The sequence below is a fragment of the Desulfovibrio sp. genome (assembly GCF_041907885.1).
In the GTDB taxonomy this organism is placed as follows: Bacteria; Desulfobacterota; Desulfovibrionia; order Desulfovibrionales; family Desulfovibrionaceae; genus Desulfovibrio.
Genome location: NZ_JAYRGM010000030.1, coordinates 1 through 15,451, shown reverse-complemented (window position 1 = coordinate 15,451; position 15,451 = coordinate 1). Strand labels below are relative to the sequence as shown.

The following is a 15,451-nucleotide window of genomic DNA, read 5'->3' as shown; positions in this document are numbered from 1 at the left end:
TCAACAACTTTTTTCGTTTCGCGAAAGTTTTTCGCGGCGACCGTCAGTCGTTTTTCTCAAGGCGCGAGGAGCGTTTATGCTCCAGCTTGCTTTCGAAGTCAACAACTTTTTTCCGTTTCGTGAAACTTTTTGTTTCACCGTGGAGCCAGCTGCTTTTCTTCAATCGCGAGGAGCGGTTATGCTCCCCTTCGCTTCAAGTGTCAACCGTTTTTTTTCGTTTCCGCGAAGTTACTTCGCTTGCGTTTCCGTAAACCATTTTCCCTCGTCGCGAAGGGGGAATTTGCCTTAAACAAAGCCCGCTGTCAAGCAACAAAGGCAAAATAATTCAAAACAATTGTTCCCAAGCAGCGCAAATCAGCCTGTGGCGCGGGTTTCGCCTACTGCTCCACCACCAGCCTGACACCTGTGCGCAGATTTTTCTCGTCCACGCCGTTCCAGCGCTTCAGGTCATCCACGCTCACATTATAGGTGCGGGCGATCTTCCAAAGGGTATCATTGGCCTGAACCGTGTAGGTTTTGCCCGGTTTCGCAGCCTTGGCCTGCTTATCCTGCTTGTCCTTGTCCTGCTTGTTGCCAAGGCGACCATCGGGCCCGGCAACCACGGGGCGGCCCGCAGCAGCGGCAGCAGGCACAACAGGTATGGGCGTGGCCTGAGCCTGCCCGCTAGCGGGAATGCGCAATACCATGCCCGCGTGAACCTTGTGCGGATCGACGATGCCGTTCTGCTTTTGCAGATCCTGCACGCTCACGCCATATTTGCGCGCCACAGAGCCAAGTGTTTCATCGGCCCGCAGCGTATGCCGTGGCCCGGCATCTGCCGCCACAACCCGCGCTGCCGTAATCTGCGGCTCCCTGTCGGCTGTACTTTTTGACGATTTTCCGTTTTTTTCCTGACCTTTTACCGGTTTGGCATCCTGTGCGGCCACCGCCTGGGCAGACATGTTGACAGAACGGGGAACCAGCACGGTTTCGCCTGCCTTCAATGTGGGATTACCAGGATTGACCGCCCGCAAGGTGGATACTGGCACGCCGCAGCGTTTGCTGATTTTTTCCCACGAATCGCTGTTGGTGGCCACAGCAGAAGGCCCCCACCCGGCGTAAGGCGCGCAGGCAGATGTGGCAAGATACGCCCTGGCCTCGTGCTCACGGTTGGCGGGTACATATATATAGGTAGGACGCGCCGTATCTGTGATGGGGCGCTTGTGCTGCCGATTAAGGGCTGCAAACGTTTCCCAGTCCATACGGCAGGCGCGGGCTGTGGCTGCCAGATCTGTGCCCGGCTTGGCCGTAAGGCGCAGCACCCCCGGCGCATTGTCTGGATAAATGGGATCAAAGCCCAGCTGGGGAAGGTTGCGCATGATCTTGGTCACAGCCAGATACCGTGGCACATACTGTTTTGTTTCATCGCGCAGCTGGGCGCGGTCATCCAGCATGTGGTTGCGTGACTTGATCTCAAAAAAATCACGCCCGCCCGTGCCCTGCTTGGCCCGGCCAATCTTGCCCTCGCCCGCATTGTAGGCCGCTATGGCCGTGGGCCAGTCGCCAAAATCGCCGTAAAGTTTTTGCAGATAGTCTGCCGCAGCTTCGGTTGATTTAAAGGGATCAAGGCGCTCGTCTGTCCACCAGTCCTGATTCAGGCCATATTTCTGCCCGGTGTAGGGCATGAACTGCCACGCCCCGGCAGCGCCAGCAGGGGAGCGCACCTCGGCCCTGTAGCCGCTTTCGACAATGGCAAGGTAGGCCAGGTCTTCGGGCATGCCCCGCGAGCGAAACACCCGCTTGGCATAGGCCAGAAACTGCTCGGCCCTTTTGGACGACGCGCTCATGGTGGGGCGTCCCTTGCGCAAAAAGTATTTGTACTGGCGGGTTACATCGGGCATGGCGCTTTCGGGAATATTTCTGTCCACCTGCCCGGAGGTTTGCAGCGCAGCTGTTTCAGTGGCGGTGAGCGGCGGAGAAGTATCCTCGTCTGGAACAGACATGGAAAGCCCCTGCCCGGAATCCCCACCCTGCCGCGAGGCGCAGCCCCCGGCAAGCAGCAGGCAAAAGACAACAGCCACGATACTCAACCTTGCCATTGCCGATCCATTCCATTCCGATGCTGCAACCATGTGTTCCCTCCCCTTTTGCCGCCCCGGCTTGCCATCTGCCGGGAAGATGCGTACACAGCCGCCATGGGCCTGCCGCTGCTTTATCCGAGCGCCGAGACATGGCGTGGATTGCAGACAACCCACACACATGCGCAACTGCGCAAAATATCACATAAATTCCCTTGGTGCGAGCCTGTGCCGCACACCTTCTCCATCCAATAATGGCCGCCCACGGCCAACGCACACTGCCCGGAGGCGCGTATGCACAACGAAACCGAAGAAGCCCCCTTGCTGCCGGGCCTCAAGCCCGTGCTGGAACTGCTTTCCAGCGACCCCCAGCGCATCGACTGCGTCTTCTGCAAAAAAGGCCTGCGCGGTGCTGACGCGCAAGAGGTGCTGAACCTCTGCCGCCAGCACAACGTACGTTTCAGCCTGGTCGACCAGATCGCCCTGGACAGACTGTGCCGCGCTGGCGGGCAGCCCGGCCAGGGGCGTCAGGGTCGTGACGGCGTATCGCATCAGGGCGTTGTGGCCCGGCTGGCCGCCACCGGCTTTACCGATCTTGCCGACCTGCTGGCTGGCGTAAACGATGCTCCCCTGCCGCTCATAGTTGCCCTCGACCAGGTGCAAGACCCCGGCAACGTGGGCACAATCTGCCGCACGCTCTATGCCCTGGGCGGCGCGGGCATCATTTTGCCCCAGCACAACAGCGCCTACCTTGGCCCCGCAGCCCGCAGAGCCGCCGCAGGAGCATTGGAAAAACTGCCTGTCACCCGCGTGACCAATCTGGGCCATGCCCTCGACAGTGCCGAAGAAGCAGGTTTGACCATCTACGGCGCGGGCGGCGACGGCCCATCGAGCCTTAATGCCTTTGACGAGGCCATGCAGCTGCCCGCAGTGCTGGTGCTGGGCAACGAAGACAAAGGCCTGCGCCCTGGCGTTGCCAAGCGTTGCGCGCACACGCTGCGCATTCCCCTTGCCCGAACCTTTGATTCTCTCAACGTGGCACAGGCCGGGGCCGTTCTGTTGGGCCTGGCCGCTGCACATCGGGCAAAAAATTCTGCATCATAGGAACTCAATGACTCGCTAAACCCCAAAGCAAAAAACACGCCAACACAATTGGACTTTTTTGCAGCCTCCAGACAAGCACTTGACGCAATAAAAAAGGAAGCGCAGCAGCGCTTCCTTTTTTATTGCAGACAAAACAATGCTAAACAATTTCTAGATTTTTGTTAGAGATAGTTTATACAGTTGCGCTCAGCCATTTAACACCATAATTACAGTTACACCAGAATAGCCATACTTCCACTACATCACCAGCACCAAGGACAAGCATACCGGCCTGCCCCGCAGGGAGCCCCGCATCCAGTTCAGCACAAAAAACCGCCCGGCCTGTGCGTGGTCGCAGCGAGGCGGGGCGGTTCAGCATTCAAAATGCCAGAAATGTATTGCGGGCTGCCTGAGCCAGTGTCATCAGGTCAGTGTCATCAGGCCAGCGTCATCGGGGCAAACCCATAAGGCCGGGCACACTTGACCAGACCCGCTTGGCCAGACAACTAGCGGATATAGACGGGAATATTGATGAACACGTCGCGTGTAAAGGTGATCATGCGCTCCATAAGCCAGGGCAGAGCCAGCAGCAGGGCCAAGAACATGCACACAACCTTGGGAATAAAGGTAAGCGTCATTTCCTGAATCTGGGTAGCCGCCTGAATAACACTCACAACAACACCCACGCCCAGGCCCACGCCCAGCATGGGCAGAGCCATCATCAGACAAAGCTCAATGGCCTGACGACCGAAACCGATGACGAAATCTGGGGACATGGGCTGCTCCTGAAATTTGACGGTGTACGAAACGCTATACCCTTTAAGCAAGAACAGGGCCAAAGCGGCACGCAAAACCCCGGTCAGAGCAGAAAACTGTTCACAAGAGAGCCAACAAGCAGATTCCAGCCGTCAACCATAACAAAAAGCAGCAGTTTAAAGGGCATGGAGACCATCATGGGTGGCAGCATCATCATGCCCATGGCCAGCAGCACGCTTGAAATGACCATATCCAGCACCAGAAAGGGAATGTAGATGAGAAAGCCAATGGTAAAAGCGGTTTTAAGCTCGCTGATAACATAGGCGGCGGCCAGCAGCATGGTGGGCACTTCTTCCTTGCTGCGCGGTGCTTCAATCTTGCTGATGGAATAAAAGACCGAAAGATCCTTCTCGCGCGTGTGCTTGAACATAAAGGTGCGCAAAGGGGCCTGCGCCCGGTCGAGCGCCACCTTGTAGTCGATCTGCTCGGCCAGATAGGGTTGCAGGGCGTTGTCGTTGATCTGCTTGCCCACGGGGTACATGATGACCACCGTCATAAAAATGGCAAGGCTGGCAAGAATCTGGGTGGGGGGCAACTGCTGCACGCCCATGGCCTGCCGCAAAAAGCTGAACACGATGATGATGCGGGTAAAACTTGTGACCGTGAGCATGATGGCCGGCGCAACCGAAAGCACTGTGAGCAGAAAAAGAATTTCCAGCAGCACAGATACCTTTTCTGGCGATTGCGCTCCCCCGGCCAGGGTAAGCTGCATGGAAGGCAGGGCAATATCCTGGGCAGCCAGGGCCAATGCAGGCAAAAGAAGCGATATAAGGCTAGCTGCCGTCAGCGCCGCGACGGGCTTCATCCATAACTTGCTGAAAATCGGCATTTTCTGGCTCATGCTTGGCCTGCTCCTCGGTCAGTAGGGTAATCTGCTGGTCTGTCACACCCAGCAGCAACCTTTTATTCAAGAAGCGTACCACCATCAAGCCTTTACGGGGCCCCAGCGGCAGTTGGGCTTCCATAACCAGAGCGTCGCGCGGCAACGAGCCGGGGCGCGGCAAAAAGTTGAATTTGCCATAACGCCGAGCCAGCCACACGGCCAGCCACATCACGGCCACCAGTAAGAACAGGATGCCCACAGCCTGAATATAGCTGCCCCACGAAAAGGAAGACTGCCCCAGAGCTGTCACCGGTTCGGCCACAGCAGTTGCAGCAGTTGCAGCCTCCTGCGCGGCAGAACCCACGGCTCCGCCCACTGTGCCGCGCACTGCGCTGCCAGCAAGGCCGCCCTCGGCAGCGGCAAGCAGTACGGGCAGGCTAGCCAAGCTGCTTCACCCTTTCAATGGGGCTGATGATGTCGGTGAGGCGCACGCCAAACTTTTCGTTGATGACCACGGCCTCGCCGCGCGCCACCAGCTTGCCGTTGACGTACACTTCAAGAGGTTCGCCAGCCAGCTTGTTGAGCTCAACCACCGAGCCCTGGCCCAGTTGCAGAAGCTCATTGATAAGCAGACGCGTGCGGCCAAGCTCTGCCGAAACGTCAAGCGGAATATCCAGAATAAAGTCGAGTTCGCGCTTGAGCTTGTTGTCCTTGGGCTGACGCGCCATTTCAGTCATGTCCTGAAAATGCGCGTCCACCGCATGGCCGCCAAGCCCTGCGCCAGCACCGCCAAACGAGGCAGGGCCCTTGTCTTCTTCATCGGCCGCCAGAGATTCGGCCCATTGGGCCGCCAAGGCTTCCTCATCAAGCCCGCCACCAGCAGCAGGCGCGGGATCAGCCGCTGCGGGTTCTGCCGCGTTGGCTTCGTCTTCCAGTTGCGCAGCCCACTGGGCTGCCAGGGCTTCTTGATCTTCCTGCGACATGGGTCACCTCATTCTCTGTTCCGGCGCGAATTGCCCAAACATGCAGCCGCGCAGCGGAATGCTGGCCTCAAACCGGGCACAGCCGTCAAGCCGACATATGGAAACCTGCGTTGGCGCAAGGCCCTTGGGCCTCTGCTCCACGCCTGCCACGTTTATTCCACTACAAAATCAGTAAAATAGACGCGTATCACCCTTTGCGCGCCCAAAATCTGGTTGAGCCGTGCGGCCACCTCGGCCTTCAGCAGCACCTTGCCGTCTGGCGAAGAAATGTCACCAAAGGTCTTGCCCGCCAGCAGCATGATGATGGCATCACGAATTCTGGGGCTGTTGGCCTGAAGGGCGGCCGAAACATCGGCATTCACCTCAACTTCCATACCCAGCTTGAGGTAACGCCGCCCGGAAGGATCTGAGATATTTACCGTAATGGGCGGCAAGGGCAAGACCTGCCCGCCACTGCGGGGCAGATCGCTTTGCCGTTCAATACGGCCATCTCCCGCACCGCCAGCACCGGCTGCGCCGCCGTGCCCGGAAGCACCAGCACCGGCAGCCGCGCCAGTACCGGCCTGCCCGGCTGCACCCTTGCCAGCGGCATCAGCAGGCGCAGTCTCTTGCGCAGTAGCACTGGCCGCAGAAGGCGTGCGCATAAAAAACCACCAGTAAGCACCAATACCAGCGCCGCTCAGGGTAATGAGCAGAATCGCCAAAATAATGACGATACGCTTGATCCTGGAAGGCTTTTTGGGATTTTCCGCCTGCCCTTCCGGCAGGGCCTTTGCTTCTTTTTCTTTGGCCGCCATACGCACTCCACCGACATTGTGGGATCAAGAACGCGAACCGCCCAAACCCTTAAAGCAGGGTTCATGCCAAAGCTGTCATACTCTGGCAGGACGCGGCCCGAAAATATCCGTGCCTATGCGTACCATGGTGGCCCCTTCGGCCACCGCGCCTTCAAAATCGCCGCTCATGCCCATGGAAAGTTCGGGCAGGGGCAACCCCAGGCGGGTGCGCATGGTGTCACGCAGCTTCCGCAGATGCGCAAAATGGGGCCGCGCCGCATCGCCCGCATCAAATACCGGGGGCAGACACATAAGGCCCTGCACATCCAGATGCGGACAGTGCTCAAGAACATAATCGGCCAATTCCGGCAAATCTCCAGATATCACACCAGATTTTTGCGATTCGCCTCCCACATTTACCTCAAACAGCACGGGCTGGCGGGCATCGGCCTCAACCAGCCGACGCTCCATGGCTTCGGCCAGCTTGCGCGAATCAAGGGTATGCACAAGGCTGAATGCCCCCGCCACCAGCGGGGCCTTGCGGCTTTGCACATGCCCTATCATGTGCCAGCGAATACCCGCGCACAGGCTTGCCGTGGCCGGGGCTGCGGCAAGATCAAGCCTTTTTTGCAGGGCTTCCTGCACGTAGTTTTCGCCAAAATCAATCTGCCCGGCGGCGGCCACCACGGCCAGCGATTCCGCCGGATGCAGCTTTGAAACAGCAATAAGCCTCACGCTCTGGCGCGAACGCCCGGCGGCGGCGCAGGCCGCATCCAGCCGGTCAAGCACCCGTGCATAACGCTCTTGCAGCAGTGTGTCGGCCATGACTACTCCGCCATCAGGCCCAGCTCGCGCAAAAAGGCCGCGTCTTCAGTCCAGTGTTCGCGCACTTTTACCCACAGCTCAAGGTGTACCTTGCCGCCCACCAGATCCTGAATTTCCTTGCGTGCGTCAATGCCTATCTGCTTGATGGAAGCCCCTGCCCGGCCAATAACCATGGCCTTATGCATGGGACGGCCTACGTAGATGACGGCATGGATGACAGTTTGCCCGCGCTCTTCGTCTTCTTCCCAGTTTTCCACGTCAACGGCCACGGAATAGGGCACTTCCTGGCGCAGGTGCAAAAACAGCTTTTCGCGCACGATTTCTGCGGTCATGAAGCGCAGGGGCGCGGTGGAAATCTGGTCTTCGGGGAACTGCGCCGGGGCAACGGGCAGCTTTGAGCGGATAAGCTTTGCCAGATCCGGCAGGCCGTCCCTGCTCAGGGCCGAAGTGGGGAATATCTCTGCCTTGGGCCACATTTCGCTCAGGCGCGTCAAAAGCGGCAGCATGCGACTTTTGTCGGAGAACAGATCGACCTTGTTGACCACCACAACCATGGGGCGCTCGTCGCTCGACAGGGCCTTGGCAAGGGGCGCGAGGTCGCGCTCCAGAAATTCGGGGTGGCGGATATACAGGTGGGCATCAAGCACAGGCATGATGACTTCGGCCTGGGCAAGGCTTTGCCACACGGCCTGAAGCATGGTTTTACTCAGCCTGCCGCGCACCTGGGCAAGCCCCGGCGTATCCATAAAGATAACCTGGGCATTTTCGTCCGTAAGAATACCCACAATCTGGTTGCGCGTTGTCTGCGGCTTGGGCGTGACAATGGTGACCTTTTGGCCGAGCAAGGCGTTCAGCAGGGTGGATTTTCCCGCATTGGGCGGCCCCATAAGCGCCACCCAACCGCAACGATAGTTCTGATCCGACATTCTTTCTCCCGGCTGGAAGCATCCAGCCTCTACCGCCGACAAGTGCGACGGAATAATTCTTGGCAATTTGCAGGGCGCGGGCACGCAAACACGCCAAAAGCCGCCCTCTGCGGGCTAACATCTTAAAGAAATTGCGCTTCCGCGTTCGGGCGGGCATAGGATTCGCGCTTTTGCCCGGCACAATCAGAGTATGACTACTCTAGAAACATACTATAACTGGCTTTCTGTCCCACATCCGCGCTCTGCGGTCAAGACACCGCAGGCGCCGCACAGCGGCTGCACAGCATCGCCGCCTCACAGGCAACCAGAAGGGCGCATCATTATTATGCTTATCTCGCAGGCAAAAATCTGATGGCCAACAGAACCGCCCTTGCTTGACTATAACCGCGCCAATGCTTACTCTGCCGCCCATGTTCAGCCTATTTACCTACATTGCACTGATTGTTGGCGTTAACTTTGCCTTTACGGTTACCCCGCTCATTCCGCTGCCCAATGGCGAGATGTGGGCGCCCCTTTCGCTCATCGTGGGCTTTATTTTTGTGGTGCGCGACTTTGCGCAGCGCCGCGTTGGGCATCATGTGCTCTGGGGCATGCTGGTGGGCTGCGTGGTCAGCTGGTTCATGGCCAGCCCGCAGCTTGCGCTGGCCAGCGCCGGGGCCTTTGCCGTGGGCGAACTGGGCGACTGGGCGGTGTACACCTTTACCCGCCGCCCCTTCTCGCAGCGCATTCTCATCTCAAGCCTTGTGGGCGCGCCCCTCGACAGTATCGTGTTTCTGGGCATGATCGGCATTGCCACACCGTGGTCGGTCATCACCATGAGCCTGAGCAAACTGGCCGGGTCACTGCTGGTTTGGTGGCTGGTGCGCCGCCGCGAACAGCGCGAATTCGCACCGCAACAGTTGCAGGCCTGATTTTTCCCTGCCAGACGGGCTGGCCGTACACATTTTCAAACCCTGCGGTGCATCTGCCGCAGGGTTTTTGTTTTTTGGATATGCATGTAGTTTATGGGAATTCTTCAACGCACGAGGATCACATGGACACCCACAACGACGAAGCACAGGCGCAGGCCGAGCTGCTGCTTCAGCGGCTGGACAATGCGGGCCTGACCGAATACGTGAAGCTTTCGCAAAAAACCGGCAGAATATTATGGCTGAACTTTCTTTCGGGCATTGCCAGAGGGCTTGGGTTCAGCATTGGCGCATCATTGGTGCTGGCCGTTGTCTACAAGATTCTGGCGCGTATCATCAGCATGAACATACCGTATCTCACCGAGCTTTTGCAGCAGATCATGAGCATGGCCCAGGGCGGCTAGCTGGCCGCCCCCCAATAAAAAAGGGGAAGGAAACCGAGCTCCCCTCCCCTGCGCACTGTATGGCATGATGCGGCAACTGTGCCTATGATCCCGCTGCCGCGCGGGCGGCTTCCTCTGGATACAGGGCCGTGATCTTTGCCAGAAAGTCCATGAAACGGCCTTCCACAATGGCCTGACGGGCATTGCGCGCAAGGTCGAGATAGTAGGTAAGGTTGTGCAGCGAATTGAGCCGGAACGACAGCAGCTCCTGGCTGGCGTACAGATGCCGCAGATAGGCCCGTGAAAAATTGCGGCAGGCATAGCAGCGGCAGTTGGGGTCGAGGGGGCCGTCGTCTTCGGCAAATTCGCGGCGCTTGATGTTGATCTTGCCCAGCGAGGTGTAGAGCGTGCCGTTGCGCGCGTTGCGTGTGGGCAGCACGCAGTCGAACATGTCCACACCGGCATGGATGCCCGTGACAATATCCAGCGGCGTGCCCACGCCCATGAGGTAACGCGGCTTTTCACCCGGCAGCAGGGGGGCCGTGTGGTAGAGCAGATCGTACATCTTGTCCTTGGGCTCACCCACAGAAAGACCGCCAATGGCAAAGCCGTCAAAATCCATACCGCACAGCTCGTTGACCGAGCGTTCGCGCAGGTCTTTATAAAAGCCGCCCTGCGTGATGCCAAAAAGCAGGTTGTGCGCAGTGCCCGGCGGGTAGGCCTCAATGGCACGCTTGGCCCAACGCGTGGTGAGGGCCAGCGATTTTTCGGTATAGGCGTAGTCCGCGCCAAAAGGCACGCATTCATCCAGCACCATCATGATGTCTGAATCCAGATTGCGCTGGATTTCCAGCACCTTTTCAGGCGTGAACAGGTGTTTTGAACCGTCGAGGTGCGAGCGGAACTCCACGCCTTCTTCACGAATCTTGCGCAGCGAACTCAGGCTGAAAACCTGAAAGCCCCCGCTGTCCGTGAGAATGGAGCCGGGCCACGAGGCAAACTTGTGCAGCCCCCCGCGCCTGTGGACCAGTTCATCGCCGGGGCGCAGATAAAGATGATAGGTATTGCCCAGAATAATGGGCGCGCCAATGGCGGCCAGGTCATCGGGGGCAAGCGCCTTGACCGAACCCACGGTTCCCACAGGCATGAAGATAGGCGTGGGAATAACACCATGGGCCGTGCGCAGCACGCCCGCGCGGGCCGCTCCGTCGGTATGTTCGATGGTAAATACGGATTGGGACATGCCGCGCAGATTATCCGCAAGCGCCGCCCGGCGCAAGAGGGGCCGCAAACTTTGGCCCCGCGCCAGCCTGCGGCAAATTGTTGTGCCTTTGGGGCAATGTTGCTAAGGTTGCAGCCTTTCTTTGTGGCTGTAGAGCGCAGGGGCCGGGGCCGTTGCGCCGGGGGAACACAACAGGACGGGTGGCCCCCCCGTTGCCGCGCAAGCGGCGCGCGCATTGCCGCGCAGAGCGTCCTTCAGCAAAGTTGAAACGAGGGGAATTCCCTGTGAGCGACTGCACATTTTCACCATCGCTGTGCCACATTGATCTGGGGGCCATACGCCGCAATTTTGGCCGCATGGGCCAGCCCCAGGCGCTTATGCCCGTTATCAAATCCGATGCTTACGGCCACGGGCTCGTGCCGGTGGCGCGCGTGCTGGCCGAGGCGGGCGCGCGGCGTTTTGCCGTGGGCACGGTTTCAGAAGGCATGGTCCTGCGCGATGCCGGGCTGCGGCAGGCCATTGTGCCCCTTCTGGGCGCGCTTACAGATGTGGACTGGCAGGGAGCTGTCATGCAGGGCCTTACCCCGGTGGTGGGCAACTTTGACCAGCTTGAACGCGCAGCGGCCCACTGCCACGCTGGCCGCACCCTGCGCGTGGCCATAAAGTGCGAGACAGGCATGGGCCGCCTGGGATTTTCGGAGGCGGAGCTGCCGCAGGTTATCGACCGCCTGCGCAGCATTCAGGGCATTGCACCGGCCATGGTGATTTCGCACTTTTCCTGCGCCGATGTGCCAGAGCAGGATGCCTACACACAGGATCAAATACGCCGCTTTACCGCCATGTCTGACGCGCTGCGCGCGGTTTTTCCCGAAATTGAGCGCTCGCTGTGCAATACGGCGGGCACTATCGGCAGGCCCGAAGCCCATTTCGAAATCTGCCGCCCCGGCATTTCGCTGTACGGCGGCAACCCCTTTGCAGGAACCGCATGGCAGGACAAGGGCGCACGGCTTGGGCTGGAATGGGCCATGAGCGTCAGCGCCCCTGTTATTGAGGTGCGCCAGGTGGCCGAAGGCCGCAGCGTTTCGTATGGCCGTCTGTTTACAGCGCAAAAGCCCGCCACTGTGGCGGTGGTGGCCATTGGCTATGCCACGGCATTTAACCGCTCGCTCTCAACCCGCACGGCCATGCTTATCAACGGATACCGCGCCCCACAGGTGGGCCGGGTGTGCATGGGCATGATTATGGCCGATATAACCGGCCTGCCCCCGGTACGCGTGGGCGACACGGCATGGCTTGTGGGCGGCCCGGCCGAGCCCGGCCAAACCCCGGTAACCCCGCAGGACATAGCCGACACACTGGGCACAATTTCGTATGAAGTGCTGTGTCTTTTCGGTGGGATGAACCCGCGCGTTTACGGATAAGGGGCTTTTGCGCAAAATATGGCTTGACAGGCCAGTTTGCCGCAAGTATAAGACTCGTTCCTTGCTCGCGCCCCGTGTGGTGCGGGCTGCCAATCCAAAAGGAGAATACCAATGCGGAAATTTGAAACCCTGCTGCTCCTTTCCCCGGAGCTTTCCGCCGATAATCGCGAGGGCATCATCAACGCCCTTACCGCGATCATTGCGCGCGAGAAGGGCATCATGGTGGAAGTGGACAATTGGGGCATGCGCGACCTCGCCTACCCTGTGCGCAAACTGATGCGCGGCTACTACGTGCGCCTCGTGTACAATGCACCCGCCGAGCTTATCGCCGAGCTGGAACGCAACGTGCGCATTACCGACGGCATCTTCAAGTTTGTGACCGTCAAGTTGGCCGACGAAGTGGCCGGGGAGGTTGCCTAACATGGCTTTTAAGAAGAAGTTCGCTCCGCGCCGCAAGTTTTGCCGCTTCTGCGCCGACAAAGAGCTGCCCCTGGATTACAAGCGTGCCGATATCCTGCGCGATTTCATCACTGAACGCGGCAAGATCATCGCCCGCCGTATCACCGGCACCTGCGCTCATCACCAGCGCCTGCTGACCCGCGAAATCAAGCGCGCCCGCCAGATGGCCCTGCTCATCTACACCGCGACGCACGATTCCGGCGTCAAGAAAAAGAGCACCATTTAAGGAGGCGCACATGAAACTGATACTTCGCGCCGACGTTGAAAATCTCGGCATTCTTGGCGATGTGGTTGAAGTGAAAGCTGGTTATGGCCGCAATTTCCTGCTCCCGCAGGGTCTGGCCATGGTCGCTTCGCCTGCCAACCTCAAAGCCTTTGAACAGGAACGCAAAAAGCTTCAGGCCCATATGGACGCCGTGCGCTCTGACGCCCAGGCCCTTCAGGCCCGCCTTGAAGCTCTTGACGTGGTCATTCCCATGCACGTGGGCGACAACGACAAACTTTACGGCTCCGTTACCACCACCATCATCGGCGACGCCCTTGCCGCCCTTGGTGTGGATGTTGACCGCCGCCGCATTCTTATGGATGCCCCCATCCGCACCCTTGGCGAACACCCCGTTCGCGTGCGCCTGCACGCCAGCGTGATTGCCATGGTTCCCGTGAAGGTGGTTTCCGACCATCAGCCCATCGTTGAAGACGAGCCCGTGGCGGCTCCCGCTGAAGAAGCCGAGGCAGCCCAGTAGGGTTTAGCGTGGCTGCCCGCAACGATAGCAATTCCGCCCCCGGCCACGCGGCCGGGGGCGCGCCTTTTGGGCAGGGCCGCAACAAAGACGGCCAGTCTCGCTCTGCGCACACCCACAGTGCTGAAAAAGCCGAATCCGACATTCTGCGCCGCGTGCCCCCGCACAGTGTGGAAGCAGAACAGGCCGTGCTTGGCGGCGTGTTCATTCGCCCCCAGCTCATGCACTCCATTGCCGACCAGCTGACGGACGAGGATTTTTATCTTCCCGCGCACGCCACGATCTACCGCGCATTTCTCGAGCTTTACCGCAAATCTGCCCCGCTCGATCTCATCGCCACAGCCGAACAGCTCAAGAGCCAGAACGCCCTTGAAGAAGCAGGCGGCGCTGTCTATCTGGGCGAGCTGGCCCAGGCCGTTGTTTCTGGCGCCAATGCAGAATACTACGCCACCATTGTTCGCGACAAATCATTGCAGCGCAGCCTCATCAACGCTTGCTCCGGCATCATCGTCAACTGCTATGATGCCTCGCGCGAGGTGGGCGAACTGCTGGACGAATCCGAACAGGCCGTTTTTTCCATTTCACAGCGCACGTCGGGCAAGGACTTTACCCCCACCCGCGAGCTGCTCGAACGCGTGTTCGACAAGCTTTCCAAGCTGGCCGACGCCAAGGATGTGATCACTGGCGTCACCACGGGCTATACCCGCCTGGACAAGCTGACTGCGGGCCTGCAACCCTCTGACCTCATCATTGTTGCAGCGCGCCCCAGTATGGGCAAGACGGCCTTTTCCATGTGCATGGCCCTCAATGCCGCTGTGCGCCAAAACATACCCGTGGCTGTTTTTTCGCTCGAAATGAGCAAGGAACAGCTCATGCAGCGCATGCTTGCCGTGTGGGGCAAGGTGGATCTTTCAAAGCTGCGCCGGCCTTCGCTTTTGACAGACGAAGACTGGCAACGGCTGTACGATGCGGCAGACGTGGTTGCCCGCGCGCCCATATTTATTGACGATACCCCGGCCCTCACCACGCTGGAACTGCGCGCACGCGCACGCCGCCTCAAGGCAGACAAGGGCCTTGGCATGGTGGTGGTCGACTACTTGCAGCTCATGCGCACCAGCCGCCGCACCGACTCGCGCGAACTGGAAATTTCAGACATCTCGCGCTCGCTCAAGGGCCTGGCCAAGGAAATGAACGTGCCAGTGGTGGCGCTCTCGCAGCTCAACCGCAAGGTTGAAGAACGCAGCGACAAGCGCCCCATGCTCTCTGACCTGCGCGAATCGGGCGCCATCGAGCAGGATGCCGACGTTATCATGTTTGTGTACCGCGACGACGTGTACAAGTTCCAGAAACCCGCCGACCGCCCACCCCAGGGCATTGCCGAAATCATCATCGGCAAGCAGCGCAACGGCCCCGTGGGCGTTGCCGAGCTCATGTACATGTCGCCCTACACCTCGTTTGAAGATATCGCCCCAGACTGGATGCCCCCGCCCTCAGAAGGTGGAGCCTAGACGAATTCAAGAGCCGTGCGTTTTTGCACGGCTCTTTTGCATGGCAGCCACAAAAATTTGCGCCTGCACCGGGTTCAATGCGGTGCTATCAGGGTGTGATTATTTCATACGCAATAACTGTCCAATTCATTATTGGTTGACTAACCAATCCAAGTAGCAGGAATGCAAATATCTCTTTACAACCTGTTTACGGCAACAGTGTACCTTGCGTGGACTGTTTTTTTGTGCCGCACCAGATTTTGAGAATATTTGCACAACTCTTCAAAAAACTGTGCTTCTTTGGCAACTTATGTAATGAGTATGAGGCTTTCCCGGTTTTTTCCGCCTGATTTTGCACAATGCCAACTTTTTTTTGGCGATTCGTTGACAAGCCCTTCAAAGCGTGTTTCCATATTTTCCATGGGCCGCGTACCGGTAATACGTTTTACTGGGCGTAAGCGCGGGAAGATTGTTTTTTTTGAGAGGGTGTTTCATGTCTAAGTCCATCTATGTCGGGAACCTTCCCTGGTCTGCCAATGAAG

General features: G+C 58.8%; 18 protein-coding genes. 9 read left to right on the top strand and 9 right to left on the bottom strand.

Features of this window, described 5'->3' with window-relative positions:
* On the top strand, positions 1-251 hold a 251-nt coding region (locus ACE3NW_RS11495; RefSeq protein ID WP_374283526.1), incomplete at its 5' end, for a hypothetical protein.
* A 126-nt stretch (positions 252-377) separates the two neighbouring features.
* On the opposite strand, the gene ACE3NW_RS11490 is transcribed toward ACE3NW_RS11495, so the two are convergent.
* Positions 378-2,111 (bottom strand): LysM peptidoglycan-binding domain-containing protein, encoded by a 1,734-nt coding sequence (locus tag ACE3NW_RS11490; protein ID WP_374283524.1) that lies wholly within the window; start codon positions 2,109-2,111, stop codon positions 378-380.
* A gap of 240 nt (positions 2,112-2,351) precedes the next feature.
* Here ACE3NW_RS11490 and ACE3NW_RS11485 point away from each other — a divergent pair, with 240 nt between their 5' ends.
* Positions 2,352-3,161: a TrmH family RNA methyltransferase gene (locus ACE3NW_RS11485; RefSeq protein WP_374283522.1), complete on the top strand. Its 810-nt coding sequence runs from the start codon at positions 2,352-2,354 to the stop codon at positions 3,159-3,161.
* Between the two features lie 485 nt (positions 3,162-3,646).
* On the opposite strand, the gene fliQ is transcribed toward ACE3NW_RS11485, so the two are convergent.
* The 7 genes from fliQ to era form a co-directional block, all read right to left on the bottom strand.
* Positions 3,647-3,916: a flagellar biosynthesis protein FliQ gene (gene fliQ, locus ACE3NW_RS11480; RefSeq protein ID WP_374283519.1), complete on the bottom strand. Its 270-nt coding sequence runs from the start codon at positions 3,914-3,916 to the stop codon at positions 3,647-3,649.
* A gap of 83 nt (positions 3,917-3,999) precedes the next feature.
* Positions 4,000-4,761, bottom strand: a complete 762-nt coding sequence (gene fliP, locus ACE3NW_RS11475) for a flagellar type III secretion system pore protein FliP (RefSeq protein WP_374283517.1) — start codon at positions 4,759-4,761, stop codon at positions 4,000-4,002.
* Positions 4,730-5,224, bottom strand: coding sequence for a flagellar biosynthetic protein FliO (fliO, locus tag ACE3NW_RS11470; RefSeq protein WP_374283515.1), 495 nt, complete (start codon positions 5,222-5,224; stop codon positions 4,730-4,732). The genes fliP and fliO overlap by 32 nt, the downstream gene beginning before the upstream one ends.
* The gene (fliN, locus tag ACE3NW_RS11465) at positions 5,217-5,762 is read right to left on the bottom strand and encodes a flagellar motor switch protein FliN (RefSeq protein WP_374283513.1); all 546 of its coding nucleotides are present in this window, start codon (positions 5,760-5,762) and stop codon (positions 5,217-5,219) included. Before fliN ends, fliO begins: the two co-directional genes overlap by 8 nt.
* 152 nt (positions 5,763-5,914) lie before the next feature.
* Complete coding sequence (gene fliL, locus ACE3NW_RS11460; protein ID WP_374283511.1) at positions 5,915-6,559, bottom strand: flagellar basal body-associated protein FliL; 645 nt, start codon at positions 6,557-6,559, stop codon at positions 5,915-5,917.
* A gap of 75 nt (positions 6,560-6,634) precedes the next feature.
* Positions 6,635-7,363 carry a YggS family pyridoxal phosphate-dependent enzyme gene (locus tag ACE3NW_RS11455; protein ID WP_374283509.1) on the bottom strand — a complete coding sequence of 243 codons (729 nt, stop codon included), beginning with the start codon at positions 7,361-7,363 and terminating at the stop codon, positions 6,635-6,637.
* 2 nt (positions 7,364-7,365) lie between these two features.
* A complete protein-coding gene (gene era / locus ACE3NW_RS11450; RefSeq protein ID WP_374283507.1) occupies positions 7,366-8,289 on the bottom strand; it encodes a GTPase Era in 924 nt (307 codons plus the stop codon).
* Positions 8,290-8,681: 392 nt separating this feature from the next.
* On the opposite strand from era, the gene ACE3NW_RS11445 reads away from it, so the two are divergent.
* Both ACE3NW_RS11445 and ACE3NW_RS11440 read left to right on the top strand, forming a co-directional pair.
* Positions 8,682-9,200, top strand: coding sequence for a VUT family protein (locus tag ACE3NW_RS11445; protein WP_374283504.1), 519 nt, complete (start codon positions 8,682-8,684; stop codon positions 9,198-9,200).
* Between the two features lie 122 nt (positions 9,201-9,322).
* Positions 9,323-9,601, top strand: coding sequence for a DUF5665 domain-containing protein (locus tag ACE3NW_RS11440; protein ID WP_374283502.1), 279 nt, complete (start codon positions 9,323-9,325; stop codon positions 9,599-9,601).
* 82 nt (positions 9,602-9,683) lie between these two features.
* On the opposite strand, the gene tgt is transcribed toward ACE3NW_RS11440, so the two are convergent.
* The gene (gene tgt, locus ACE3NW_RS11435; protein ID WP_374283500.1) at positions 9,684-10,823 is read right to left on the bottom strand and encodes a tRNA guanosine(34) transglycosylase Tgt; all 1,140 of its coding nucleotides are present in this window, start codon (positions 10,821-10,823) and stop codon (positions 9,684-9,686) included.
* 263 nt (positions 10,824-11,086) lie between these two features.
* Between tgt and alr the strand changes: the two genes are divergently transcribed.
* The 5 genes from alr (at position 11,087) to dnaB (ending at position 14,930) form a co-directional block, all read left to right on the top strand.
* Positions 11,087-12,223, top strand: coding sequence for an alanine racemase (gene alr / locus ACE3NW_RS11430; RefSeq protein ID WP_374283498.1), 1,137 nt, complete (start codon positions 11,087-11,089; stop codon positions 12,221-12,223).
* A 111-nt stretch (positions 12,224-12,334) separates the two neighbouring features.
* Positions 12,335-12,643 carry a 30S ribosomal protein S6 gene (gene rpsF, locus ACE3NW_RS11425; RefSeq protein ID WP_374283496.1) on the top strand — a complete coding sequence of 103 codons (309 nt, stop codon included), beginning with the start codon at positions 12,335-12,337 and terminating at the stop codon, positions 12,641-12,643.
* 1 nt (position 12,644) lies between these two features.
* Entirely contained in the window at positions 12,645-12,908 is a 264-nt protein-coding gene (gene rpsR, locus ACE3NW_RS11420) for a 30S ribosomal protein S18 (RefSeq protein ID WP_374283494.1), read from the top strand.
* Positions 12,909-12,918: 10 nt separating this feature from the next.
* Complete coding sequence (gene rplI / locus ACE3NW_RS11415; protein WP_374283492.1) at positions 12,919-13,425, top strand: 50S ribosomal protein L9; 507 nt, start codon at positions 12,919-12,921, stop codon at positions 13,423-13,425.
* An 8-nt stretch (positions 13,426-13,433) separates the two neighbouring features.
* Positions 13,434-14,930 (top strand): replicative DNA helicase, encoded by a 1,497-nt coding sequence (gene dnaB / locus ACE3NW_RS11410; protein WP_374283490.1) that lies wholly within the window; start codon positions 13,434-13,436, stop codon positions 14,928-14,930.
* The last annotated feature ends 521 nt before the right edge of the window (positions 14,931-15,451 follow it).